Source organism: Citrobacter sp. CK191, from assembly GCF_030333435.1.
Lineage (GTDB): Bacteria > Pseudomonadota > Gammaproteobacteria > Enterobacterales > Enterobacteriaceae > Citrobacter_B > Citrobacter_B koseri.
On the sequence record NZ_JAOWFX010000003.1, the window covers coordinates 1 to 26,162 of the forward strand.

Genomic DNA, 26,162 nt, shown 5'->3' on the forward strand with positions numbered 1-26,162 from the left:
ACTGGTGGGTCGTGCAGGATTCGAACCTGCGACCAATTGATTAAAAGTCAACTGCTCTACCAACTGAGCTAACGACCCGAGTGGTGGGTGATGACGGGATCGAACCGCCGACCCCCTCCTTGTAAGGGAGGTGCTCTCCCAGCTGAGCTAATCACCCGATACTACGCTGGATACTGCTTACTAACTAAATTAGTGGTGGGTCGTGCAGGATTCGAACCTGCGACCAATTGATTAAAAGTCAACTGCTCTACCAACTGAGCTAACGACCCACTTTTGCGCTGCTTTCGGTTTGTTTGATATCCCCTGGCAACGGCGGCATATATTACTGATTTCAGATTTCAGCGCAACAAAAATTTCGATGTAGATCACTCAACTGCTTAGGAATCGCACGACGAGACCAGAAATAACGCGATTTCTGGTCGCGTGGTGTGCATTACATCGCGTTAAGACGTTTTTGCGCTTGTTTTGCGCCATCAGTGCCAGGGTATTTACTGATAACCTGCTGATAAACCGCTTTGGCTTTTGCCGCGTCGCCTTTGTCCTGCATGATGACGCCGACTTTGTACATCGCGTCAGCCGCTTTTGGTGACTTCGGGTAGTTTTTGACTACCGAGGCAAAATAAAATGCGGCATCATCTTTTTTACCCTTGTTGTAATTCAACTGGCCGAGCCAGTAATTGGCATTCGGCTGATAAGTTGAGTCCGGGTATTTTTTGATGAAGTTCTGAAACGCCACAATCGCATCATCCTGGCGGGACTTATCCTGCACCAGAGCAATTGCCGCATTGTAATCGGTATTGGCGTCGCCGCTTTGTACCGGCGCGCCTGACGTCGCCGCGCCCGCGCCAGGCGCAGGTGTTGCGGTTGCCGCCCCGCTTTGCTCGCCGCCCGCCGACGGCGTCGCTGCGCTACCGCTGCTCAGACTGTCCATCTGTAGCAGGATCTGCTTCTGCCGTTCAACAACCTGATTCAATTGATACTGGCTTTCCTGGATTTGACCACGCAGGGAATCAATATCGGACTGATTATCAGAGAGTTGTTGCTGGAGTTGGGTTAAAAGCTGGCTGTGAGCATTCGAAATACGCTCGAGTTGAGTGACGCGGTCTTCGACCGAGCCTGAGCCGACACTACTGATTGGCGCCTGAGCAAAAGCGGCCCAGGGGGCCGCTATGCCAACCAGTAACGACAGACTCAACAGGTGATGTCTGAAGTTACTGCTCATGCAATTCTCTTAGTAAACCAGTACGGCGCGACGGTTTTTAGCGTAAGCCGCTTCGTCGTGACCCAGTACTGCGGGTTTTTCTTTACCGTAAGAAACGATGGAGATCTGGTCAGCAGAAACGCCTTTACCCTGCAAGTACATCTTAACAGCGTTAGCACGGCGTTCGCCCAGGGAGATGTTGTACTCAGGAGTACCACGTTCGTCCGCATGACCTTCTACGGTGACTTTGTAAGACGGGTTGCTACGCAGGAAGTTAGCGTGCGCATCCAGCATTGCCGCGAAGTCAGAACGGATATCGTACTTGTCCAGATCGAAGTAAACGATGTTGTTCTGCTGCAATTGCTGCATCTGCAAACGCGCTTGCTCTTCAGAAGACATGTTGCCGCTGCCGTTCGCATCCATACCAGTGCCTGCACCCAGCATGCCTTCGCTGCCGTCATTGCTGGCGTTCTTGTTGGAAGAACATGCAGCAATTGCCATAACAGGCAGAGCGATCATCAGCCCTTTCAGCACTTTGTTCAGTTGCATTTCAATGATTCCTTTACTAATCAATTAATTATTATCACAGATACGGCGACCAGGCAGGGAATTTAACCTGACCATCGGTTGCCGGAAGACGCGCCTTGAAACGCCCATCTGTAGAAACCAAATTCAGCACGGATCCCATCCCCTGAGAAGAGCTGTAGATTACCATAGTGCCGTTAGGTGCCAGACTTGGCGTTTCATCCAGGAACGTTGACGACAGAACCTGTACGCCACCCGCTACCAGATCTTGTTTGGCAATGTGCTGCTGACCATTCGCCGAGCTTACCATTACCATAAATTTACCGTCGCTGCTCACATCCGCATCCTGGTTTTGCGAACCTTCCCAGGTGATACGCTGCGGAGCACCGCCGTTCACGTTAACTTTATACACCTGCGGACGACCGGCCTGGTCAGAGGTAAAGGCCAGGTTCTGGCTGTCCGGGAACCACGTTGGTTCGGTGTTGTTGCTGCGACCATCCGTCACCTGACGAATCTGACCAGAACCAATGTCCATCACATACAGGTTCAGGCTACCGGTTTTAGACAACGCAAACGCCAGTTTGCTGCCATCCGGCGAGAACGCAGGCGCGCCGTTGTGACGCGGGAACGACGCAACCTGACGCACAGCCCCGTTAGCCAGCGTCTGGATAACCAGCGCGGAACGACCGCTTTCGAAGGTCACGTAGGCCAGTTTAGAGCCGTCAGGAGACCACGCCGGAGACATCAGCGGCTGCGGAGAACGGTGAACCACGAACTGGTTGTAGCCATCGTAGTCAGACACGCGCAACTCATACGGGAACTGGCCGCCGTTAGTCTGCACAACGTAAGCGATACGGGTGCGGAATGCGCCCTTGATGCCGGTCAGCTTCTCAAACACTTCATCACTTGCAGTATGGCCAGCATAACGCAGCCACTGCTTGTTCACTTTGTAAGAGTTCTGCGCCAGTACAGTACCCGGTGCGCCGCCAGTGTCAACCAGCTGATAAGCAACATTGTAGGAACCGTCAGGATTCGGAGTCACCTGGCCGACAACAACCGCATCAATACCCAGCGCAGACCATGCCGCCGGCTGAACTTCTTGCGCCGTACCCGGCTGCTGCGGCAGACGAGAACGATCCAACGGATTGAATTTACCGCTGTTGCGCAGGTCAGCGCCAACGATGCCGCCAATATCTTCAGGCGCAGCTCCCGGCCCTGCCCACTGGAATGGCACAACGCCAATCGGGCGCGCCGAGTCCACCCCCTGGGTGATCTCGATACGTACTTCTGCGTGCAGCACCGCTGCCCACAGCATTAAGAAACCAAATGCTACTCGTAATGCCTGCTTCATCATATCTCCCTTATCCGGGCGGAAAGCCCACGATAATTTAGCAGAATGTTAACAAACTCAAATACACAAAACTACCAGAACCCAGCGACTCCCGTAGCGTTTCTTTCCCCGCCGTGACGGGGAAAGTTTAGCTTACGGTTTAAAGTCCAGAGGTGCGTTTTTAAACACTTCGTATACCGCCTGGCTTGGTGGTTTTGGAATCTTCGCCTGTCGGGCCGCAGCAAGCGCTGCCTGACAAAGCGCGGGATCGCCACCTTCAGACTGAATATCCAGCAACAGGCCGTCTGGCGCCAGTTTTATACGCAGCGTACAGGTTTTACCTGCATAGGACGATGCGTCGTAAAACTTACTTTCAATGGCCGATTTAATCTGCCCGGCATAGTTGCTGATATCCGCGCCTGATGCGCCATTGTTTTTAGTATTACCACTCCCCGCAGGAGAAGCATTGCTTCCTGCCGCTCCGCCGCCGGTTTTCGGCGCATTCTTACCGGAGCTTAAATCGCCCAACAGGTCATCGACGCCAGATGCGGCAGCGGCTTTTTCGGCTGCGGCTTTCTTCGCAGCAGCCGCTTTATCTGCCGCAGCTTTCTTATCGGCAGCAGCCTTCTCAGCAGCAGCTTTTTTTGCTGCTGCCGCTTTCTCAGCGGCGGCTTTGTCGGCGGCAGCTTTCTTCTCTGCGGCCGCTTTTTCAGCAGCAGCCTTTTCTGCCGCAGCTTTCTTCGCGGCCTCTGCCTGAGCCTGCTTAGCCGCCTCGGCTTCCGCTTTTTTCTTCGCGTCGGCGGCGGCTTTTGCCGCTTCAGCTTCGGCTTTCTTCTTCGCATCAGCAGCCGCTTTTACCGCTTCGGCTTCCGCTTTCTTCTGCGCTTCCGCCGCTGCTTTAGCCTGCGCGTCCGCTTTCGCTTTCGCATCCGCTGCGGCTTTCGCCGCCGCTTCTTCAGCCTGTTTCTGCTGCTCCTGCGCTTTCTTCGCGGCCGCTTCCGCTTGTTTCTGCTGTTCCGCCTGCTCGCGCGCCTGTTCCTGCGCGGCTAAACGTTCTTTCTCAAGTTGCTTCAGTCGTTCCTGTTCAGCCGCCTGCTTCTCGCGAAGCTCTTCAGCTTGCTGCTGCGCCTGTTTTTCACGCTGTTCCGCCGCACGCTTCGCGCTCGCCTGTTGCTGCTGCTGACGATCGTACTGCTGAACAACTGCGCCGGGATCGACCATGACGGCGTCGATGGAAGAACCACCACCGCCCCCGGCTGAAGCCTCTATATGCTCATCGAACGAACTCCAGATCAGCACTGCAAATAAGATGACATGCAGTACCGCTGAAATAATTATCGCCCGTTTGAGCTTGTCGTTTTGTTCGGTTGCCTTTGACACTCTCGGTTCCCAAAAACTGTGCGCCTGTTACTTGCTATCTTTACGTCCCGGAGACGCAGAAGATCAGATAGGCTGCGTCATCAAGCCAACCGATTTCACGCCCGCACTGTGTAACAAGTTCAGCGCTTTAATTATTTCATCGTAAGGCACGTCTTTCGCGCCACCGATTAAGAAGACCGTTTTCGGATTGGACTCCAGGCGACTTTTCGCTTCGGCAATAACCTGCTCTGGCGGCAACTGATCCATCCTGTCTTTCTCAACCACCACGCTGTATTGCCCAATACCGGAAACTTCAATAATGACCGGCGGATCGTCATTGGTGCTGACGGCCTGCGACTCGGTCGCGTCCGGCAGGTCGACTTCCACACTCTGGGTAATGATCGGCGCCGTCGCCATGAAGATCAGCAGCAGCACCAACAGTACGTCGAGCAACGGTACAATGTTGATTTCGGACTTGAGATCGCGACGACCTCGTCCACGCGTTCTGGCCATGCTTACCCCTTGTTGCTCTCGCTACTGGTAAACGCCTGACGGTGCAGAATGGCGGTGAACTCTTCCATAAAGTTGTCGTAATTCAGTTCCAGTTTGTTCACGCGCTGATTCAGGCGGTTGTAGGCCATAACCGCTGGAATCGCCGCAAACAGACCGATAGCCGTTGCAATCAGCGCTTCCGCGATACCCGGCGCCACCATTTGTAGCGTCGCCTGTTTCACCGCACCGAGGGCGATAAACGCGTGCATAATCCCCCATACCGTACCAAACAGACCAATATACGGACTGATGGAACCCACGGTGCCGAGGAAAGGAATGTGCGTCTCTAATGTTTCCAGCTCACGGTTCATGGAGATACGCATCGCACGAGACGCCCCCTCAACAACCGCTTCCGGCGCATGGTTGTTTGCACGATGCAGACGCACAAACTCTTTGAACCCGCTATAGAAGATTTGTTCCGAACCCGCGAGGCTATCACGACGCCCCTGGCTCTCCTGATACAGGCGAGACAGTTCGATTCCAGACCAGAATTTATCTTCAAACGCTTCCGCTTCGCGCGCCGCAGCGTTAAGAATACGAGTCCGCTGGATGATGATAGCCCAGGATGCGATTGAAAAACCAATCAAAATCAACATGATAAGTTTAACCAGAAGGCTTGCCTTCAGGAACAAATCAAGGATATTCATGTCAGTCACTGCTTAAACTCCGCGACAATAGACTTGGGAAGCGCACGAGGCTTCATTTTGAGTGGATCAACGCAAACAATCAGAACTTCCGCTTCGTTGAGCACGTTGTTCTCTGCGTTGACAATGCGTTGCGTGAAAACCAAAGAGGTGCCACGCATTGACGTAATTTCAGTTTGGACTTCGAGCATATCGTCGAGTCGCGCAGGCGCATAATATTCCAGCGTCATTTTACGCACCACGAAGGCAACCCGTTCAGCCAACAGCACCTGCTGACTGAAGTGATGATGACGCAGCATCTCTGTGCGTGCTCTTTCATAAAAAGCGACGTAACTGGCGTGGTAAACCACACCACCGGCGTCGGTATCCTCATAATAGACACGAACCGGCCATCGAAATATATTCACTGTACATCCCGGTAATGCAAAAAAAGTTAACGCTTTTAAACGTTGCTACTATACGCGCGCGGATGAGGCTTGGGAATGGGGGGAAGTTAAGGGAGAGTAAAAATTTATGGGCTTATGAAAACCCATAAATTTTTAAGGATACTTCTTATTCAAAAGAAGAAGAAAATCAGACCAACAATAAGCACGATATCGGCGAGCAGCGGGCAAAAGATCCCCTGCCAGTGAACGGCGCGAGGACGAAATCCTACACCATGAATCACGCCCGTACAGACGGCCCACATCAGCAGAAAACCATGCCAGATTTCCAGCTCGCTTGTTTTCGCCGCGAAACGCGTCGGGTCCCAGAAGATGCAGCCTGCCAACACTAACGCCAGCATAAAGGAAAGCGCCCGTAATGGGCGCTTATCCATTACCGCATACAACGTTGCGATAATACTGGTCATTAGCTGTCTTCTTGTCCGGCTTTACCTGATTCTACGTGCTCAAGCGCCAGCGCAGTGATTATCCCAAATGCACAGGCAAGAAGCGTTCCCAGAATCCATGCGAAATACCACATTTTTAGCTCCTTACTTAGTACAGAGAGTGGGTGTTGCTTTCAATATGTTCTTTAGTGATGCGGCCGAACATTTTCCAGTAACACCAGCTGGTGTAGATCAGAATGATCGGTACAAACACCAACGCAACCCAGGTCATCAGGTTCAGCGTTCTCTGGCTGGAGGTCGCATCCCACATGGTCAGGCTCGCATTCATCATGGTGCTGGAAGGCATCACAAACGGGAACATTGCGATACCGGCAGTCAGGATGATGCAGGCCAGAGTCAGAGAAGAGAACAGGAATGCCCATGCTCCTTTCTCCATACGGGAGGTCAGGATAGTCAGCAGCGGCAGAACCACGCCCAGCGCCGGAACCAGCCACAGGATCGGCGTACTGTTGAAGTTCACCATCCACGCACCGGCTTCACGCGCGACTTCTTTGGTCAGCGGGTTAGATGCGGCGTGATGATCCATCGCGGAAGTCACGACATAACCATCAATACCGTAAACCACCCATACGCCCGCCAGCGCGAAGCACACCAGCGTAACCAGCGCGGCTACCTGTGCCGTCGTGCGGGAACGCAGGTGCAGCTCACCCACGGTACGCATTTGCAGATAGGTCGCGCCCTGGGTAATGATCATCCCTACGCTGACGATACCTGCCAGCAGGCCAAACGGGTTCAGCAGCTGGAAGAAGTTACCGGTGTAGTACAGACGCAGATACTCGTCGATATGGAACGGTACGCCCTGCAACAGGTTGCCGAACGCCACGCCGATAACCAGCGGCGGCACAAAGCTCCCCACGAAGATGCCCCAGTCCCACATGTTGCGCCAGCGGGTGTCTTCAATCTTGGAACGGTAGTCAAAACCGACCGGACGGAAGAACAAGGACGCCAGCACGAGGATCATCGCCACATAGAAACCGGAAAACGCCGCAGCGTAAACCATCGGCCAGGCGGCGAACAGCGCGCCACCGGCGGTGATCAGCCACACCTGGTTACCGTCCCAGTGCGGGGCGATGGAGTTGATCATAATTCGACGCTCGGTGTCGTTACGACCGAGGAAACGGGTGAGCATGCCCACCCCCATGTCGAAGCCATCGGTAACCGCAAAACCGATCAGCAGAATGCCAACCAGCAGCCACCAGATAAAACGCAATACTTCATAATCGATCATTTGACGACTCCTGTCTTAGCGTGCCGGCTGAGAGGCCACATTGGGCTGCTCAAAGTGATAGCGACCGGTTTTCAGGCTGCTTGGGCCACGGCGTGCAAACTTGAACATTAAGTACAGCTCCGCCACCAGGAACAGGGTATACAGGCCGCAAATCAGGATCATGGAGAACAGCAGGTCACCGACCGTCAGTGACGAGTTCGCCACGGCGGTTGGCAGCACCTCACCGATCGCCCACGGCTGACGACCATATTCGGCAACGAACCAGCCTGCTTCTACAGCAATCCACGGCAGCGGGATGCCGTACAGCGCCGCGCGCAGCAGCCATTTTTTCTCACCGATGCGGTTACGAATGACGCTCCAGAAGGAGAGCGCGATGATCGCCAGCAGCAGGAAGCCGCACGCAACCATGATACGGAACGCAAAGTACAGCGGCGCAACGCGTGGGATGGAGTCTTTGGTCGCCATCTCAATTTGCGCTTCGGTCGCGTCAGTGACGTTCGGCGTATAGCGTTTAAGCAGCAGACCGTAGCCCAGATCTTTCTTCACGTTATTGAACTGGTCGCGAACGGCCTGGTCGGTAGAACCGGCACGCAGTTCTTCCAGCAGCGCGTAGGCTTTCATCCCGCTACGGATACGTTCTTCATGCTGCACCATCAGGTCTTTCAGACCGATGACCGGCGTATCGACGGAGCGAGTCGCGATAATACCCAGCGCGTAAGGGATCTGGATAGCCAGTTTGTTTTCCTGCGTCTCCTGATCCGGGATACCGAACAGGGTGAAGGAAGCAGGCGCTGGCTGGGTTTCCCATTCTGCTTCAATCGCGGCGAGTTTGGTTTTCTGCACGTCGCCCATTTCGTAGCCGGATTCGTCACCCAGCACGATAACAGACAGCACAGCAGCCATACCGAAGCTGGCGGCGATAGCAAAGGAGCGTTTAGCGAACGCGATGTCGCGGCCTTTCAGCAGGTAGTAAGCACTGATACCGAGGATGAACATTGCACCGGTCACATAGCCAGACGCCACAGTGTGAACGAATTTCACCTGCGCAACCGGGTTAAGCACCAGTTCGGAGAAGCTCACCATCTCCATACGCATGGTTTCGAAGTTGAAATCCGATGCGATAGGGTTCTGCATCCAGCCGTTCGCCACAAGTATCCACAGCGCAGACAGGTTGGAACCCAGCGCCACCAGCCAGGTGACACACATATGCTGGACTTTACCCAGACGGTCCCAGCCAAAGAAGAACAGACCTACAAAGGTGGATTCGAGGAAGAAGGCCATCAAACCTTCGATTGCCAGCGGCGCACCGAAGATATCCCCTACATAGTGGGAATAGTAAGACCAGTTAGTCCCGAACTGGAACTCCATGGTCAGACCGGTAGCCACACCCAGAGCGAAGTTGATACCAAACAACTTGCCCCAGAACTTGGTCATATCTTTATAAATCTGTTTGCCGGAAAGGACGTATACCGTTTCCATAATGGCCAGCAGGAACGCCATACCGAGCGTCAGCGGCACAAACAGGAAGTGGTACATCGCGGTCAAGGCAAACTGTAAGCGCGACAGTTCGACTATATCTAACATCATGACTCCTTGCTCATCGCATGAAGACTCCGAGAGTGAACCCCGTTAGAAAGGGTCACACGCATGCCCCAATAAAATTTATTTGCTCCCCTTCACCGTTGCCGTTTCATCATCAGAGGAAACAGCAATGATAAAAAGTTACAAACATGTTAATAAAAAACCTAAATTGATCCCGCAAATATATTACGCCGTAAAATCCCTACAATAAACAGGTTTTTATTGAGTCAAATTTGCATTTTTCGACATTGATCAATTTATAGCTAATTTACCGGTTTAAGGCCAATTTGATCGGCGACAATTTATCGTGTTTTGACATCTTTTTCCAAGCATTAAACATTGATTTAAATCAAAAACACCAAAATTCGTTAACGGTGTATACAATGCGTAAACACAGTGAAAACAATGTTGCACATATGTATCTCTGAGGGTGTTGGCGGTTATCTAATAGAAAGGTATATATAAAAAAACAGCATTTCATTTAACGTTATCATCGACGACATTCTTTTGCCGTCTGCAACTATTTAGCGTAGACGCTTCAGCGTAATTTTCCACAGGGTCAATTTGCCATGAAATAATCACAAATATTTTACTTTTGAGCCCATTGAAATTAACACCGGATTGTTATTATTCCGTTAACAATAAAGCCACGCTAAGCGTGGCTTTAATCTGTTTGTCTGAGATTCAGGCAAGCGTGTAGCTAAACGTTCGGGACTGCCCCGGCAGAAAGAGGCCAGCCCCACTTGCGCCCTCTCCTTTCGCAGGGCACGCCTGTTCATCCATCATGGTCTCTGTACATGCGCTAACGGCTCTGCCGAAGGCAACGGTGGCATCACATGAGGTTGTTTCGGACGGATTGTACAGGCGCAGGATGACATCATCGCGATCCTCTGCTTTTTTCAGCGCGCTTAACAGGCAGCCCACCGGCGACATCGTTAACAGGCTGTAATGTTCCGGTACGCAAACATCGGCCTTGTTGAGTTTCATCGCATCCCAGGGAATTTTGTTATAGCACTGAACAGGCGTCAGCCACGCCTTCGCCTGTTGCGCGACACCGGCGCTAAAAGGCGTTCCGCTATAGCTGAACAGGCTAAACCGACTGCGCAGCATTCCGCGCATTTGTGAATCCGGCACCGCCATTTTGATGCCGGAAGGCCGCCCTGGCCGCAGCAGGAGATCCTCTTTCCCCAGCAGCCCCACCCCACGCAGGAGCGTTAAGGCGAACGTTTTCTTCCCTTCGCCAATAACTTCAAATTCACGTAATCCCTCCGTGAAAAGCGCAAGGCCATTTCTCTCTTCCTGAAGCGCCGCATAGTTCAGCATATTCCAGACCGGTACCGGCGCCTCTTTCCACCCCTCTTCCTGCCAGTTTTCCATCGCGCTGTCCTGTACCGGACGCGTCACTGCGCCAAACTGGGTGTCCGCCAGCACAACATCCGTCGTGAACGGCGTGGGGATTAACACCCGCACGCGGTGATCGTCAGCCTGATTATCCAGCGCCACCTCAACATCAATGCGTCTGCTGTTATGGCTCAGGGTGACGGCAATCTCCACGCCTAACGTTCCGTTGCGCTGCCGCGCGCTGCGTTCGGCAAGATTCGCCGGAACCGCCAGGGTATAGCGAATGACAACCCTGCTCTGCCACGCGTCATGAATCACTTCATATTCCGGTTTTGCCGTCGTCGAAGTAAGCAGCCACTCTTCTCTGGCGGGGGAGTAATCGTACTCATCGCCATCGTCTGACCCCTCTTCCAGCGCCAGTATGCGCTGATAACGCACGCCGCTGTCTTTATCGCGCAGGTTCAGCGTACCGTCATCATTCGCCGTAATCTGCCAGAACGCGTTCTCCAGCAGCGCGTCTGATGAAACCGTCGGGCTCACCACATTGCCCGCTGCGTTCGGTTCGATATAAAGCGTGCGATAGCCCATTGAAGGGATAATCTGCTGGATCTGGATATCAAATTCCATAAACGGCTCGTAGTTACCGTAATGCACAATCTGGCGGTCGATTAAACCGGGATCGATCTCCCGGGCTTGGCGAATGCAATAAGGAATGGCGTTGCCCCGATCATCCCGCAGAGAGAACTGGCTGGCGCGCAGGCGTACCGTGGTGTTAATCACCTCTTCACGCGGCCACGGCATCAGGTTAAACAGCACCAGTTTGTCGGCATCGCTCTGCGGCATGTTGTCGGCGATTTTGCGCTGATAAAAACAGATCAGGTTGTCGGCCATATCCTCAGCCAGCTCGAAACGGGACGCAATTTCGCGGTGTACTTTGTCACTGCAACAGCAGCCGATGCTGTCGTGGGCGTGATTCTTCAGAATCTCTTTCCACATTTTCTCCAGCAGGCCGTGGTGATACTCAAACCCCAGCGTCCAGGCCAGCGTCGCCAGCGGCTCAAGAATGTTGACGATTTTGTTCTCAATGCGCGCATGGGCGATTTTGATGTCCATCCGCGTCGAACCAATGGTGCGATGAACGCGCATATATTTGCCATCAATAAACTCGCCTTTCAGCGTGGCAAGCTGCTCGCGGCGGGCTTCTATGTGTTCAAACACCTCTTCAAAGCGGCTCATCACAAACTTACGCTGCGGGTAGATTTCGCGCAGTTTATCCATCACCGCAAAGATATTTTGCTGCAACGGCATCTGATCGTGGCCATTCGGCAGCAAAATTTCTTTGGTCAGCGACGCGCGCTCCAGCACATCGAAGTAGCTGTCGAGACGTTTACACAGCCCGGCCTCGTCCTCCGGTAAGTACTTACCAATCGCGTAGCCCAGCGGCAGCACCTGCGCCGTCACTTCACTGCCATCCGCGCTTTGCCATAAAAACTCGGTTTTATCGGTGCCGTGGCGTTCCGAACAACCACGCCAGAACATGGCGCGGGTAATACCGAAACCGTTATAGATATGCGGAAGCTGCCCCGACATGCCGAACGAATCCGGCAGATAGCCAATTTTCATCGGTTCGCCAAACGCCTGGCAGTCGCGCATACCGTACATCAGATTACGCACGATCGACTCCCCGGATACCAGCGTGGTATCCGTTTGGGTATACCACGGGCCGATAATCAGTTTTCCGGCCTGCACCAGTTTTCTTACCCGCGCTTTATTTTCCGCTTTGACGGCGAAATAGTCCTCCAGCACCGCCGTCTGCCCGTCAAGGACATAGTATTTATACTCTGCATCCTGCTCCAGGCGGGTCAGGATCTCCTCCATATTGTTGACCAGCAAAATACGTGACGCTTCCGTGGTGAAATACCATTCACGATCCCAGTGCATGTGCGGCGTAATGTGAACGCGAGATACTGCTTTCATCTTCGTTTCCTGTTAGTTCGTTTATGGCAACACATTGTTAGTCAGATACTTGCCCTGCTTTACCGCATGACGACGCCAGAACAGCAGGATAGTGGTCGATATCGCTGTCCCCACTAACGCTGCGCCAAACCAGCCTGCGGCGGCGGCGAAACCGCCGTATCCGGCGTCATGCAAAAGAAAGAGTGAAAAAATGCCTGCGCCCGGCGTCGAAAGACCAATGTTCATCGCGCCGACAATCGCGCCCGTCACCATTGACCCCAGAACAAAAGAACCGATAACCCGCAGCGGATCTTCAATCGCCATCGGGATTGCCCCTTCCGTAATGCCCGCCAGCCCCAGTAGCCAGGTCGACTTTCCTGTTTCGATCTCAAACTCTTTGAACAGCCTCGGCGCCAGCATCGTTGATGCCGTTACGGTGAAGGCGGACACCATTTTGACCGAGGCGAAAATGGCATACGGGCCGTAGACGCCGTTCGCCATCGCCCCAAGGCAGAACGCGTAAGACGCTTTATTGACCGGCCCGCCCAAATCGAAAGAACACATAAAGCCGAGAATCGCGCCAAGCAGCAGCGCATTGGCGCCGCTCAGCCCATTAAGCCAGGCGGTCAGCGCGTTGTTGATCCACGCAACGGGCTCGCCCACCACAAACAGCATCAGGCTGCCCGCGCCTAAGGTGCCGATGACCGGATACAGATAGAAGGTCAGGAAGCCGTTGAATTTGCTGCTCAGGCGAAGATGGTTTTTCACCCAGCGCATCAGATATCCGGCGATCAAGCCACCCGCGATCGCGCCGAGAAAGCCGGAGCCAATCATATTGGCGGCAAGGCCGGCGGCGAATCCGGGAGCCAGCGCGGGTTTATCCGCCAGCGAATAGGCGGTATAAGCCGCGAGCACCGGCACCATCAGGATGCCGAGCATCCCGCCGCCCAGCTTGCGGTACATCCACAGCCAGGAGTTCTCCTGATCGAAGAGATGCTGCAAGCCGAGCATTTGCGCCAGCAGCACCGACACGGCCAGTACGGTTCCCCCGGCGACAATCAGCGGCACGGCGAACGAGATGCCGCTCAACAGCGCCTGTTTTAACTCCGTTTTTAGACTCTTAGGCGCTGCCGTTTCCTGGTAAACCGCGCGATCGCCCTGCGCGGGTTCCAGCGCCAGCGCTTGTTGGATCAATGCTTCGGCGTGGCGGATAGGTTCGGCGACGGGCACCGACAGCGCAGGAATGCCCGCAAAGCGCTCACTCTCTTTTATCGCCACCTCTGCGGCGAAAATGCAGGCTTTTGCCGCGTTCAGCTGCTGTGCGGTAAGACGGCCTTCAATTCCGTTAGCGCCCTGCTTTTCCACATACACGTTCACGCCCAGTTTGCGTCCCGCTTTTTCCAGATACTCCGCCGCCATATAGGTGTGCGCAATCCCCGCCGGGCACGCCGTTACGCAGACGATGGTCGGCGCATCCTGTAAGGGCTGAAAAGCGCTTTCCTGATATTGGTCGTCCAGCGCCGACAGTAGCTCATCCGCCGTGGTCGCTGCCAGAATCCTCGCGCGGGTGTCATCATCCGCCAGTCGCGTGGTGAGTGCGGTCAGCAACTGCATATGGGTGCTTCCCGCTTCGCCTGGCGGAATGGCGAGCAGAAAAATCAGCGTCACCGCTTCCGGCCCGTCAACCCCTTCCCACATCATGGGTTCGCGCAGGGTGGCCACGGCAAATGCCGCTTCTTTAACCGCCGACGTTTTACCATGCGGCACCGCCAGCCCTTCTCCCAACGCCGTTGGCCCCTGACTTTCACGCAAAAAGACTTCTTCAAGGTAAGCATCGGAATCTGAAATTTTCCCCAGTTGCACAAGCCGCTGGGTTAACGCGTGAATAGCCTCTTCACGACTGCCAAACCGGGCGTTCAGGCATAACGCATCGCGGTGGGTTAACGTCGTCAGGTTCATCATAGTCCTCACACTGTCATTGTATGTTTCAGAAATTGTGCCAGATGAAACAATACATTTATGTGATCATTTTCACTTACGCAAAATAATTTGTATTTAATTTGTATTATTTACAAGAGCTATTGATCGGGCATAATCAACGAAGTCGTATTAATTCATTCATACAAAAGTAAAAAGATGAGCCAAAAACCGTTATACCGACAGATTGCCGACCGAATCCGCGAGCAGATTGAACGTGGCGAACTGAAAGCAGGCGACGCGTTACCCACCGAGCAGGCATTGCAGCATGCGTTTGGCGTGAGCCGGGTCACGGTACGCCAGGCGCTCAAGCAACTGACCGAACAGCAGATCATCGAAAGCATTCAGGGCAGCGGGACCTATGTGAAAGAAGAGCGGGTCAATTACGACATTTACCAGTTAACCAGCTTTTACGAAAAACTCGCCGATCGCCATGTTGACACCCACAGTGACGTTTTGGTTTTTGAAGTGATCCCGGCGGACGACTTTCTGCGCAACCAGTTACAACTGGCGGAGAACAACCGGGTCTGGCACGTAAAACGCGTGCGTTACATTAAGCAAAAACCCGTCGCTCTCGAAGAGACATGGATGCCGCTGGCGCTCTTTCCCGACCTGACCTGGCAGGTGATGGAAAATTCCAAGTATCACTTTATTGAAGAGGTGAAGCAGATGGTCATTGATCGCAGCGAGCAGGAGCTGATCCCGATCATGCCAACCGAAGAAATGAGCCGCACGCTGGCGATCAGCGCAAGTAAACCGATCCTGGAGAAAGTCTCTCGCGGATTTCTGAAAGACGGTCAGGTATTTGAATATAGCCGTAATGCGTTTAATACTGATGATTATAAATTTACGTTGATCGCGCGCAGAAAACAGCGCTGATCATGTTTTCTGTTCACGGTATTGTGACAATATGCTACCGGGCTCACAAATAATCCGCCCGGTAAGAAAGAACAAATTATTATCATATTTATCCTTTCATTAACAATGAACCGTGTTCCTATAGAAACATCCATTTCCGTTCCGTTATTTAACTCACAGTTTTGCCTTTGTATTATATTTATCTCTCAATAACCGTTTGCAAAAATAAATAAGACCGCGATCACAAACACAGCATATTATTTATTAACTCCCTGTTCCAATTAAATTAACCAGAGCTGGACAATCAATAATAACTCATTGATAACAAACACCCTTCTAATGATTAATTAAGAACATTATTTTTAAGAAAGATATTTTGAAAATAGATCAATTGCATCCCTTCCCGCCTGCACAGACACTCCATGACTATTAAAAGGTTGCAGAAACCTGAGTGCGCAATATTAAACGAAGACTCTTACCTTTTGTTCATCAGCTCTACAGAGGATTACTCATGAAAAAATCAACACTTGTTATTGGCGTCATTGGTGCTGACTGCCATGCAGTAGGCAATAAAGTTTTGGATCGCGTTTTTACTGCCCATGATTTTCGCGTAATCAATCTGGGGGTCATGGTAAGCCAGGATGAATATATTGATGCCGCAATCGAAACCGGCGCCGATGCGATTGTCGTGTCATCCATTTACGGCCACGGCGATATCGACTGCCTCGGTTTACGTGAACGCTGCATCGAACGCGGTATTGGTGACATTCTGCTCTATGTCGGCGGCAATCTGGTGGTGGGTAAACATGACTTTGCCGACGTGGAAGCGAAGTTTAAAGAGATGGGCTTTAACCGCGTCTTTGCGCCAAGTCATGATCTGGAAGATGTGTGCCGGTTAATGGCCGGGGACATTAACCGGCGTCATGGTGTTGAACAGCGCTGCCTTGAAGAGGCCATCTGATGCAAATCGTCTCTGTCGATATCGGCTCGACATGGACCAAAGCCGCCCTCTTCGCCAGGGAGGGGGATGCGTTAACCCTGGTGAACCATGTCCTGACGCCAACCACCACATACCATCTGGCAGACGGTTTTTTTGCCAGTCTGAATCAGGTGCTGAATGTCGCCGATGCTCGTCCGTTGCTGAAAAGCGGCGAAGTGCAGTTGAAATACTCCTCATCGGCAAAAGGCGGGCTCGCCGTCGCCGCTATGGGGCTGGTGCCGTCTATCACGCTGGAATCCGCAAAAGTTACTGCCCACTCAGCGGGGGCGAAGATCGCGCAATATTACGCGTATAAGCTCAACCGCCATGACATCCAGGCGTTAGAAAACTCGCCGCCGGACATCCTGCTGTTTACCGGCGGTACGGATGGCGGCGAAGAAAGCTACGGCCTGGCGAATGCGCGCGCGCTGGCGAACTCAAATCTGGATTGCGCGATTATTTATGCCGGAAACCGTGACATTCAGGATGAGGTACAGGCCATTCTGGGGCATAAAGATCTGACCACGGTAGACAACATTCTGCCCGACCTCGATCACCCGAATCCGTATGCCGCCCGCCAGGCCATTTGCGATCTGTTCCTGTCCCGCATCGTGAAAGGCAAAGGGCTGGACGTGATTGTTGGCGAAACCGGCGAAGAGCCGATGCCAACGCCGTGGACCGTCTACGAGCTGGTTAAAGCCATCAGCGACATCGACAGCGCATGGAAAGAGTTCATGCTGATCGATATGGGCGGCGCCACCACCGACGTGTACTCCGCCTGCGCCAATATGCTCTCTCCCGATACCGTGCTGCATGGCGTGCCGGAACCGTTCGTCAAACGCACCGTTGAAGGCGATCTCGGGATGCGCGTCTCTGCCCTTGTGGTCGGAGAAAGCACCCAGGAGATGGTAAACGTCGTGTTTGCCCAACAGCCTGAGCGTCAGGAGGCGTTTTACGGCTATCTGCGCCACCTGGTGTCCCACCCCGATTACCTCCCTCGCAGCGACGAAGAGAAATTCTTCGACGCCCTGCTGGCTGGGCTGTGCGTGGGTTATGCCAGCGAACGTCACGCGGGCACCAAAAAGCAGGTCTGCACCTGCGTGGGCAACGTCGACTTACAGATGGGGCGCGACCTCACCACCGTTCGCAAAGTTGTCGGTTCCGGCGGATGGCTCTCCCGCGCCAGTCAGTTCGACATCCATCGCTGGTTGAAATACCGCGAGCTGGACGATGACGGCAGACGCATTCTCTTACCCGGGCAGTTTGACTATTACCGCGATTCAAAAGGCTTGCTTCCTCTGCTGGCGAATGTCGCCAGGCTGTACCCGCAGCTCGCCGCTCGCACCAGTATTCAATGTTTAACCCTATAAAACCTAAGGCAGCTACGAATGGAACTCCGAAATAAAAAATTAACCCATGACGAATTCATGACCGAGCGGCATCAGGTATTGCAAACCTGGCATACCGGCAAGGACGTCGAGAATTTTGAAGATGGCGTGAAGTATCAGCAAACCATTCCAGAGAAAAAACGCTTTTCTCATGCCCTGTTAAAAGCCGATCAGGAAGGCAAAACGCTCAGCCAGCCGCGCGCGGGCGTGGCGCTGATGGATGAACACATCGCGCTGCTCAAAACGTTGCAGGAAGAGTGCGATCTGCTTCCCAGCACCATCGATGCCTATACCCGTCTGAACCGTTACGAAGAAGCGGCGATCGGTATTCAAAAATCCATCGAAGCAGGCACCTCTAAGCTGAACGGCCTGCCGGTTGTCAACCACGGCGTTGCTGCCTGCCGCCGGATGACGGAAGCACTGGAAAAACCCATTCAGGTTCGTCACGGTACGCCGGATGCGCGACTGCTGGCGGAAATCGCGATGGCCAGCGGCTTCACCAGCTATGAAGGCGGCGGCATCTCCTACAACATTCCTTACGCCAAGCGCGTCACGCTGGAAAAATCAATCCGCGACTGGCAGTACTGCGACCGTCTGATGGGAATGTATGAAGAACACGGCATCCGTATTAACCGCGAGCCGTTCGGCCCGCTGACCGGCACGCTGATCCCGCCGTTTATGTCCCACGCTGTCGCCATCATCGAAGGTCTGCTGGCGCTGGAACAGGGCGTGAAGTCGATTACCGTCGGCTATGGCCAGGTGGGCAGCCTGACGCAGGATATCGCCGCCATTCAGTCACTGCGCGAACTGTCCCACGAATATTTCCAGAACTACGGCTTTGATGATTACGAACTGAGCACCGTCTTCCACCAGTGGATGGGCGGCTTCCCGGAAGATGAATCCAAAGCGTTCGCCATTATCTCCTGGGGCGCGGCGGTGGCGGGTATGTCCGGCGCGACCAAAGTGATCACCAAGAGTCCGCACGAAGCCTTCGGTATCCCAACGGCCGCCGCAAACGCCCAGGGGCTTAAAGCCTCTCGCCAGATGCTCAATATGGTCAGCGACCAGAAGTTCCCGCCGTGCGCGGCCGTGGAACAGGAAGTCGAACTGATTAAGTGCGAAGTCCGTGCGGTGCTGAAAAAAGTCTTTGAGCTGGGTAACGGCGATGTGGCGCGCGGCACGGTGCTGGCTTTTGAAGCTGGCGTGCTGGACGTCCCTTTCGCCCCGGCCTCCTGTAACGCAGGCAAAATCCTGCCGGTTCGCGATAACTCCGGCGCCATTCGCATCCTTGAAGCCGGTGCGGTTCCGCTGCCGAAAGATATCCTCGCCCTGCACCACGATTACGTCGCTGAGCGCGCCCATTTTGAAGGACGCAAGCCCTCATTCCAGATGGTTGTTGATGACATCAACGCGGTATCCCACAGTCAATTAATAGGAAGACCATAATGAAAATTAAACAGGCCCTTTTCACCGCTGGCTACTCCTCATTCTATTTCGACGATCAGCAGGCGATTAAAAACGGCGCGGGTCATGATGGATTCATTTATACCGGCGCGCCGGTCACGCCCGGCTTTACCTCTGTGCGTCAGGCGGGCGAGTGCATCTCGGTACAGCTGATTCTGGAAAATGGCGCGGTAGCGGTCGGTGACTGCGCCGCCGTGCAGTATTCCGGCGCTGGCGGTCGTGACCCGCTGTTCCTGGCGGAGCACTTTATTCCGTTCCTGAACGATCACATTAAACCGCTGCTGGAAGGTCGTGATGTCGATGCATTCCTGCCGAACGCCCGCTTCTTCGACAAGCTGCGCATTGACGGCAATCTGCTGCACACCGCCGTGCGTTACGGCCTGTCGCAGGCGCTGCTCGACGCCACCGCGCTGGCGTCCGGTCGTCTGAAAGCAGAAGTGGTTTGCGATGAATGGCAGTTGCCGTGCGTCCCGGAAGCGATTCCGTTATTTGGTCAGAGCGGCGACGATCGCTATATCGCCGTCGATAAGATGATCCTCAAAGGCGTTGACGTGCTGCCGCATGCGCTGATCAACAACGTGGAAGAGAAACTGGGCTTTCAGGGCGAGAAACTGCGTGAGTATGTACGCTGGCTGTCCGACCGCATCCTGAGCCTGCGCACCAGCCCCCGCTATCACCCGACGCTGCATATTGATGTCTACGGCACCATCGGCCTGATCTTCGATATGGACCCGGTACGCTGCGCGGAGTACATCGCCAGCCTGGAGAAAGAAGCGCAGGGTCTGCCGTTGTACATTGAAGGCCCGGTGGATGCCGGTAACAAACCGGATCAGATCCGTCTGCTGACCGCCATCACCAAAGAGCTGACCCGTCTCGGTTCCGGCGTGAAAATTGTCGCTGACGAATGGTGTAACACCTATCAGGACATCGTCGATTTCACTGACGCGGGCAGTTGCCACATGGTGCAGATCAAAACCCCGGATCTCGGCGGCATTCACAACATCGTTGACGCCGTGCTCTATTGCAACAAACACGGGATGGAAGCCTATCAGGGCGGCACCTGTAACGAAACCGAGATCAGCGCCCGCACCTGCGTACATGTCGCACTGGCCGCGCGCCCGATGCGGATGCTGGTGAAACCGGGTATGGGCTTCGATGAAGGTCTCAACATCGTGTTTAACGAGATGAACCGCACCATCGCGCTGTTGCAGACAAAGGATTGAGAAATGGCACGCACATTTAAGATCTTATCGCCGACGGCCATTCTGGGTTATGGCTTCCCGGAAGAGAGCTTTCGCAAAGCGATGGAGGAGTCGCCGGATCTGATCGCCGTTGACGCCGGTTCCTCCGATCCTGGCCCCCACTACCTGGGGGCAGGGAAACCCTTTACCGACAGGGCGGGAGTGAAACGCGATCTGCGCTATATGATCACCGCAGGCGTAAAAAACGACATCCCGGTGGTGATCGGCACTGCCGGAGGCTCCGGCGCGGCGCCGCATCTGGAGTGGTGTCGCCAGATAATCCTTGAGATTGCGCAGGAAGAGAAACTGTCGTTCTCGATGGCGCTTATCCCGTCAGATGTTGATAAAGCGATCGTTCACCAGGCGCTGGATAACGGCAAAATCACCGCGCTGGATTTCGTCCCGGAACTGACCCACGACGCGATCGACCAAAGCACCTATATCGTAGCGCAAATGGGCATCGAACCTTTCCAGCGAGCGCTGAAAGCCGGTGCGCAGGTGGTGCTGGGCGGACGCGCTTACGATCCGGCCTGCTTCGCGGCGCTGCCGATCATGCAGGGCTTTGATGAAGGTCTGGCGCTGCACTGCGGCAAGATCCTTGAGTGCGCGGCCATCGCCGCGACGCCGGGTTCCGGTTCCGACTGCGCAATGGGGATCATTGACGATAACGGCTTTACGCTTAAGACGTTCAATCCAAAGCGCAAGTTCACCGAAACCTCTGCGGCGGCGCACACCCTGTATGAGAAATCCGATCCGTACTACCTGCCGGGGCCGGGCGGCGTGCTGAATCTGAAAGGGTGCAGCTTCAAAGCGGTCAACGAGGGCGAGGTCTACGTCAGCGGTTCCCGTCACGAAGAGACGCCATACGCGCTGAAGCTGGAAGGCGCGCGTCAGGTGGGCTTCCGCTGTCTGACCATCGCCGGGACGCGCGACCCGATCATGATTGCCAGCATTGACACCATTCTCGAAGAGGTGAAGACCAGCGTGGCGCGTAACCTCTCGCTGAATGATGACAGCATCCGCATGACGTTCCATCTGTACGGTAAGAACGGGGTGATGGGCAATCACGAACCGATGCAGAGCGCCGGGCACGAACTGGGCATATTACTCGACGTGGTCGCGCCGACGCAGGATATCGCCAACAGCGTCTGTTCGCTGGTGCGTTCCACCCTCCTGCACTATGGCTATGAAAACCGGATTGCGACGGCGGGCAACCTCGCCTTCCCGTTCTCGCCTTCCGACATTCAAAGCGGGCCAGTGTATGAGTTTTCAATCTATCACCTGATTGAAGCGAGCGACGCGCTGCAATTTGATTTCCACCTCGAACAGGTGACGCCGGAAGGAGTTCAGGCATGAAACACTCTATTTGCTCACTGGCGCAGGTGATTCGTTCCAAAAACGCCGGACCGTACGAACTGGTTTTAGATATTTTGTTTAAAACCCGGGAAGACTATCAGCGGGTAAAAGCATCGGAACAATTAACGCCGCAGCTTATTGCCCGTTTATATAACGTCGAGCCTGATTTTATTCATCGCATTGTCTGGTTTGATCCGGCAAATGCGGTAAAAATTGTCATGCCGCGCGATATTATTTCCGGCAACGTTGGTGACAATGATGTTTATGGCGCGCAGCAACACGCGCCGCTATTAAGTATTACCTTCGACTTGTAGTCATAACAATACAACAACAGACATCAGGATACAGGATTTTGCTGTATCACTGTTTTCCTGATTATTCATGCGGTTGGTCATAACAAGCGCGTGCCTGAGCGGTTGTCTGCGTTCGGGTATGCGCTGCCCTACACATTATTCTCCAACCATTATCCGATGGAGCAAACATGAAAAAAATAAGTTTAACCAAAATGATCATATTAGGCCTGATACTCGGCATGATTGCCGGGGTGGCCATTAATAATATGGCATCGGCTGAAACAGCAAAATCGTACGCCCAGGACATCTCTATTTTTACCACCATATTTTTGCGCATGGTAAAAATGATTATTGCCCCCCTGGTTATTTCAACGTTAGTGGTGGGGATCGCCAAAATGGGCGATGCCAAAACGCTGGGACGTATATTCTCTAAAACCTTTTTCCTGTTTATTTGCGCCTCATTGTTGTCTATTGCGTTGGGTCTGGTCATCGTCAATATGTTCCAGCCAGGCGCAGGCATTAACTTTGTGGCACACGACGCAGGCGCGGTTGCCGCCGTGCAGTCTGAACCCTTCACGCTGAAAGTCTTTATCTCGCACGCCGTGCCCACCAGCATTATCGATGCGATGGCGCGCAACGAGATCCTGCAAATTGTGGTGTTCTCCATTTTCCTCGGTTGCAGCCTGGCCGCTGTTGGTGAAAAAGGCGCCGCCATTGTTAAAGTGCTCGACTCGCTGGTGCACGTCATGCTGAAGCTGACAGGTTACGTGATGCTGTTTGCGCCGCTGACCGTCTTTGCCGCCATCTCCGGTCTGATTGCTGAACGCGGTCTGGGCGTGATGGTCAGCGCCGGGATCTTCATGGGCGAGTTCTACCTGACGCTGGGGATGCTGTGGGCGATCCTGATTGGCCTGTCGACAATGATTGTCGGGCCGTGCATCAGTCGTCTGACCAAAGCAATCTTCGAACCCGCGCTGCTGGCCTTTACCACGTCCAGCTCGGAAGCGGCTTTCCCCGGTACGCTGGACAAACTGGAGAAGTTTGGCGTCTCTTCCAAGATTGCCAGCTTCGTACTGCCTATCGGTTACTCCTTTAACCTCGTCGGCTCAATGGCCTACTGCTCGTTTGCCACCGTGTTTATCGCCCAGGCGTGCAACATTGAACTGAGCATGGGCGAGCAGATCACCATGCTGCTGATTCTGATGCTGACCTCCAAAGGAATGGCAGGCGTGCCGCGTGCGTCAATGGTGGTTATCGCCGCTACCCTCAACCAGTTCAACATTCCAGAAGCCGGTCTGATCCTGCTGATGGGCGTCGATCCGTTCCTCGATATGGGCCGTTCTGCCACCAACGTGATGAGTAATGCGATGGGTGCGGCGATTGTCGGTCGTTGGGAAGGCGAGCACTTCGGCGCAGGCTGCCGTGGCAAAGCGCCGGTCAAAACCCCGGAACAGGAGCGCCCGGCAACCGAACACTCAGAAGTGGCGATGTCCTGATACCACAGCGATGCCGGATGGCGCTAACGCTTATCCGGCCTACGGTTTGCGCATTGTTGTAGGCCGGACAACCGTCCGGCAAAAATAACTTAAAGGTGAGAAGTTAATATGTCTAAACCATTTGTCTGGCAGGAACCGTTTGTTCAAAGCAAAGATACGACGGAATATGAATTACTCAGCGACAAGCACATTACGGTAACGGAGTTAGACGGTGAAGAGGTTATCAAAGTCGCGCCTGAAGCGCTGACTCTGCTGGCCCAACAGGCATTTTATGAAGCCTCGTTTTTCCTGCGCACCGCGCATCTGAAGCAGATTGCCAGCATCCTGCACGATCCGCAGGCCAGCAGTAATGATAAGTACGTCGCGCTGCAACTGTTACGCAATGCCGAAGTCTCGGCGAAAGGCGTACTGCCAAACTGCCAGGACACAGGAACGGCAACCATTGTGGCGAGCAAAGGTCAGCACGTCTGGACAGGCGGCGACGATGCCGAAGCCCTGAGCAAAGGCGTGTACATCACTTTCCAGGAAAATAACTTACGCTACTCCCAGAACGCCCCGCTGGACATGTACACCGAGGTGAATACCCAAACCAACCTGCCCGCCCAGATTGATATCAGCGCGACGCCGGGTGACGAATACCGGTTTCTCTTCGTCAATAAAGGCGGCGGTTCCGCCAACAAAGCGGCGCTGTTTCAGGAAACCAAATCTATTCTGCAACCCGAAAAACTCACCGCTTTCCTGATCGAAAAAATGCGTTCGCTGGGAACAGCAGCCTGCCCGCCCTACCATATCGCTTTTGTGGTTGGCGGATTGTCTGCCGACCAGGCGCTGAAAGTGGCGAAGCTGGCCTCAACCAAATATTACGACACCCTGCCGACCAGCGGAAACGAGTTGGGCCAGGCGTTTCGCGACACGGCGCTGGAAACAATCCTGCTCAATGCCAGCCGCGAGTTTGGCATCGGAGCACAGTTTGGCGGCAAATATTTCGCTCATGATATCCGCGTTATCCGCCTGCCGCGTCACGGCGGCTCCTGCCCCATCGCAATGGCGCTCTCCTGCTCTGCCGACCGCAATATTAAAGCGAAGATCAACAAACGCGGCATCTGGCTGGAAAAACTCGAACACAATCCGGGAAAATTTATTCCTGAATCCCTGCGCGTGGAAAACAGCGCCCAGACCGTACAGCTCGATCTCAACCGTCCTCTGCGCGAGATCCTGCATAACCTTTCCACGCTGCCTGTCGGCACCCGACTGTCGCTGAACGGCCCGATTGTCGTCGCCCGCGATATCGCGCACGCCAAAATTAAAGAGCGTCTGGATAACGGCGAACCGATGCCGGACTACATGAAAAATCACATTGTTTATTACGCGGGGCCAGCCAAAACGCCGGAAAAACAGGCCTGCGGCTCGCTCGGCCCGACCACCGGCGGGCGCATGGACGGCTATGTTGACGCCTTCCAGGCGGCGGGCGGCAGTTTGATCATGCTTTCGAAAGGCAACCGCAGCCAGCAAGTGACCGAAGCCTGCCACAAGCATGGCGGCTTCAATCTTGGCAGCATTGGCGGCGCCGCCGCGCTTCTGGCGCAGCAATACGTTAAAAGCTTGCGCTGCCTTGAGTATCCCGAACTGGGGATGGAAGCCGTGTGGATGATGGAGGTCAAAAACCTGCCCGCCTTTGTGCTGGTGGATGATAAAGGCAATAACTTCTTCAGCCAGTTTGAGCAGCAACATCGCTGCGCGACCTGTCCGGCAGGACATTAAGGAGCATTTATGGAAGCGCGAGCCAATACTGACAGGCACCGCCAGCGGCAGCAAAAACTGAAAGAACAGGTGGACACCCGTGTGGCAGCGGCCACGGAACAGAAAGGAGTCCTGATTGTTTTCACCGGGAACGGTAAAGGAAAATCGACGGCGGCCTTTGGCACCGCGACCCGCGCGGTCGGTCACGGCAAAACCGTTGGCGTCGCGCAATTTATTAAAGGTCAGTGGGATAACGGTGAATACAACACGCTGCAACCGCTTGGCGTTGAGTTTCACATTATGGGCACCGGTTTTACCTGGGAGACGCAGGACCGGGAAGCGGATATACAGGCGGCGGAAGCCGTCTGGCAGGAAGGCAGGCGTATGCTCGCCGACCCGCGTTACGATCTGGTGGTGCTGGATGAACTGACATACATGCTGGCTTATCACTACCTGGACACCCAGGACGTGATCGCCGCGATTGTGAATCGTCCCGAACAGCAGAGCGTGATCGTTACCGGTCGCGGGTGTCATACGCAGTTACTGGAACTCGCCGATACGGTCAGCGAAGTCCGCCCGGTGAAGCATGCATTCGATAGCGGCATTCAGGCGCAGGCCGGGATAGACTGGTAGCCGCGCCTTTGCCTGATGGCGCTGCGCTTATCAGGCCTACAGTCCTCACCGCCTGTAGGCCGGATAAGGCCATTGGCCGCAGCCCTCACCGCTTATAGGCCGGATAAGGCCACCGGCCGCCATCCGGCATC

General features: G+C 54.2%; 23 protein-coding genes and 3 tRNA genes. 10 read left to right on the top strand and 16 right to left on the bottom strand.

From position 1 onward, the window contains the following. Positions 1-2: 2 nt before the first annotated feature. The 16 genes from OGV82_RS00005 to mngA all read right to left on the bottom strand — a co-directional run bounded on the left by OGV82_RS00005 (position 3) and on the right by mngA (position 14,565). Positions 3-78, bottom strand: a tRNA-Lys gene (locus OGV82_RS00005). A gap of 3 nt (positions 79-81) precedes the next feature. Further along, positions 82-157 (bottom strand) — tRNA-Val (locus tag OGV82_RS00010). Positions 158-193: 36 nt separating this feature from the next. Beyond that, positions 194-269: transfer RNA gene (locus tag OGV82_RS00015), tRNA-Lys, on the bottom strand. Between the two features lie 164 nt (positions 270-433). After that, the gene (gene cpoB, locus OGV82_RS00020) at positions 434-1,222 is read right to left on the bottom strand and encodes a cell division protein CpoB (protein ID WP_012133241.1); all 789 of its coding nucleotides are present in this window, start codon (positions 1,220-1,222) and stop codon (positions 434-436) included. A 9-nt stretch (positions 1,223-1,231) separates the two neighbouring features. Next, positions 1,232-1,750, bottom strand: a complete 519-nt coding sequence (gene pal, locus OGV82_RS00025; RefSeq protein ID WP_003022983.1) for a peptidoglycan-associated lipoprotein Pal — start codon at positions 1,748-1,750, stop codon at positions 1,232-1,234. 34 nt (positions 1,751-1,784) lie between these two features. After that, positions 1,785-3,077: a Tol-Pal system beta propeller repeat protein TolB gene (gene tolB, locus OGV82_RS00030; protein ID WP_024130523.1), complete on the bottom strand. Its 1,293-nt coding sequence runs from the start codon at positions 3,075-3,077 to the stop codon at positions 1,785-1,787. Between the two features lie 132 nt (positions 3,078-3,209). Further along, entirely contained in the window at positions 3,210-4,436 is a 1,227-nt protein-coding gene (tolA, locus tag OGV82_RS00035; protein ID WP_047458058.1) for a cell envelope integrity protein TolA, read from the bottom strand. A gap of 63 nt (positions 4,437-4,499) precedes the next feature. Further along, complete coding sequence (gene tolR, locus OGV82_RS00040) at positions 4,500-4,928, bottom strand: colicin uptake protein TolR (RefSeq protein WP_012133245.1); 429 nt, start codon at positions 4,926-4,928, stop codon at positions 4,500-4,502. Between the two features lie 2 nt (positions 4,929-4,930). Then, positions 4,931-5,623 (bottom strand): Tol-Pal system protein TolQ, encoded by a 693-nt coding sequence (gene tolQ, locus OGV82_RS00045; RefSeq protein ID WP_024130524.1) that lies wholly within the window; start codon positions 5,621-5,623, stop codon positions 4,931-4,933. Then, complete coding sequence (ybgC, locus tag OGV82_RS00050; RefSeq protein WP_012133247.1) at positions 5,620-6,018, bottom strand: tol-pal system-associated acyl-CoA thioesterase; 399 nt, start codon at positions 6,016-6,018, stop codon at positions 5,620-5,622. Before ybgC ends, tolQ begins: the two co-directional genes overlap by 4 nt. A 149-nt stretch (positions 6,019-6,167) precedes the next feature. Continuing rightward, complete coding sequence (gene ybgE / locus OGV82_RS00055; protein ID WP_012133248.1) at positions 6,168-6,461, bottom strand: cyd operon protein YbgE; 294 nt, start codon at positions 6,459-6,461, stop codon at positions 6,168-6,170. Continuing rightward, positions 6,461-6,574, bottom strand: a complete 114-nt coding sequence (gene cydX / locus OGV82_RS00060) for a cytochrome bd-I oxidase subunit CydX (protein ID WP_003022970.1) — start codon at positions 6,572-6,574, stop codon at positions 6,461-6,463. The genes ybgE and cydX overlap by 1 nt, the downstream gene beginning before the upstream one ends. 14 nt (positions 6,575-6,588) lie before the next feature. Continuing rightward, positions 6,589-7,728 (bottom strand): cytochrome d ubiquinol oxidase subunit II, encoded by a 1,140-nt coding sequence (gene cydB, locus OGV82_RS00065; RefSeq protein ID WP_012133250.1) that lies wholly within the window; start codon positions 7,726-7,728, stop codon positions 6,589-6,591. A gap of 15 nt (positions 7,729-7,743) precedes the next feature. After that, the gene (cydA, locus tag OGV82_RS00070) at positions 7,744-9,312 is read right to left on the bottom strand and encodes a cytochrome ubiquinol oxidase subunit I (protein ID WP_024130525.1); all 1,569 of its coding nucleotides are present in this window, start codon (positions 9,310-9,312) and stop codon (positions 7,744-7,746) included. Positions 9,313-9,993: 681 nt separating this feature from the next. Beyond that, positions 9,994-12,627: a mannosylglycerate hydrolase gene (gene mngB, locus OGV82_RS00075; RefSeq protein WP_047458063.1), complete on the bottom strand. Its 2,634-nt coding sequence runs from the start codon at positions 12,625-12,627 to the stop codon at positions 9,994-9,996. 21 nt (positions 12,628-12,648) lie between these two features. Further along, the gene (mngA, locus tag OGV82_RS00080; RefSeq protein WP_047458066.1) at positions 12,649-14,565 is read right to left on the bottom strand and encodes a PTS 2-O-a-mannosyl-D-glycerate transporter subunit IIABC; all 1,917 of its coding nucleotides are present in this window, start codon (positions 14,563-14,565) and stop codon (positions 12,649-12,651) included. A 177-nt stretch (positions 14,566-14,742) separates the two neighbouring features. On the opposite strand from mngA, the gene OGV82_RS00085 reads away from it, so the two are divergent. The 10 genes from OGV82_RS00085 to cobO all read left to right on the top strand — a co-directional run bounded on the left by OGV82_RS00085 (position 14,743) and on the right by cobO (position 26,031). Continuing rightward, the gene (locus tag OGV82_RS00085; protein WP_047458069.1) at positions 14,743-15,462 is read left to right on the top strand and encodes a GntR family transcriptional regulator; all 720 of its coding nucleotides are present in this window, start codon (positions 14,743-14,745) and stop codon (positions 15,460-15,462) included. 490 nt (positions 15,463-15,952) lie between these two features. Next, complete coding sequence (gene glmS / locus OGV82_RS00090; RefSeq protein WP_047458071.1) at positions 15,953-16,402, top strand: methylaspartate mutase subunit S; 450 nt, start codon at positions 15,953-15,955, stop codon at positions 16,400-16,402. Further along, positions 16,402-17,790: a methylaspartate mutase accessory protein GlmL gene (glmL, locus tag OGV82_RS00095; protein ID WP_012133258.1), complete on the top strand. Its 1,389-nt coding sequence runs from the start codon at positions 16,402-16,404 to the stop codon at positions 17,788-17,790. The genes glmS and glmL overlap by 1 nt, the downstream gene beginning before the upstream one ends. Positions 17,791-17,808: 18 nt before the next feature. Next, entirely contained in the window at positions 17,809-19,254 is a 1,446-nt protein-coding gene (locus OGV82_RS00100; protein WP_012133259.1) for a methylaspartate mutase subunit E, read from the top strand. Further along, the gene (locus OGV82_RS00105; protein WP_012133260.1) at positions 19,254-20,495 is read left to right on the top strand and encodes a methylaspartate ammonia-lyase; all 1,242 of its coding nucleotides are present in this window, start codon (positions 19,254-19,256) and stop codon (positions 20,493-20,495) included. The genes OGV82_RS00100 and OGV82_RS00105 overlap by 1 nt, the downstream gene beginning before the upstream one ends. 3 nt (positions 20,496-20,498) lie before the next feature. Continuing rightward, a complete protein-coding gene (locus tag OGV82_RS00110) occupies positions 20,499-21,869 on the top strand; it encodes an acyclic terpene utilization AtuA family protein (protein ID WP_047458076.1) in 1,371 nt (456 codons plus the stop codon). Next, positions 21,866-22,183, top strand: coding sequence for a DUF4387 domain-containing protein (locus tag OGV82_RS00115; protein ID WP_012133262.1), 318 nt, complete (start codon positions 21,866-21,868; stop codon positions 22,181-22,183). Before OGV82_RS00110 ends, OGV82_RS00115 begins: the two co-directional genes overlap by 4 nt. 167 nt (positions 22,184-22,350) lie before the next feature. Continuing rightward, positions 22,351-23,658 carry a dicarboxylate/amino acid:cation symporter gene (locus OGV82_RS00120; RefSeq protein ID WP_012133264.1) on the top strand — a complete coding sequence of 436 codons (1,308 nt, stop codon included), beginning with the start codon at positions 22,351-22,353 and terminating at the stop codon, positions 23,656-23,658. Between the two features lie 108 nt (positions 23,659-23,766). Beyond that, positions 23,767-25,419, top strand: a complete 1,653-nt coding sequence (locus OGV82_RS00125; protein ID WP_047458079.1) for a class I fumarate hydratase — start codon at positions 23,767-23,769, stop codon at positions 25,417-25,419. A gap of 9 nt (positions 25,420-25,428) precedes the next feature. Further along, a complete protein-coding gene (gene cobO / locus OGV82_RS00130; RefSeq protein WP_012133266.1) occupies positions 25,429-26,031 on the top strand; it encodes a cob(I)yrinic acid a,c-diamide adenosyltransferase in 603 nt (200 codons plus the stop codon). Positions 26,032-26,162 lie beyond the last annotated feature (131 nt).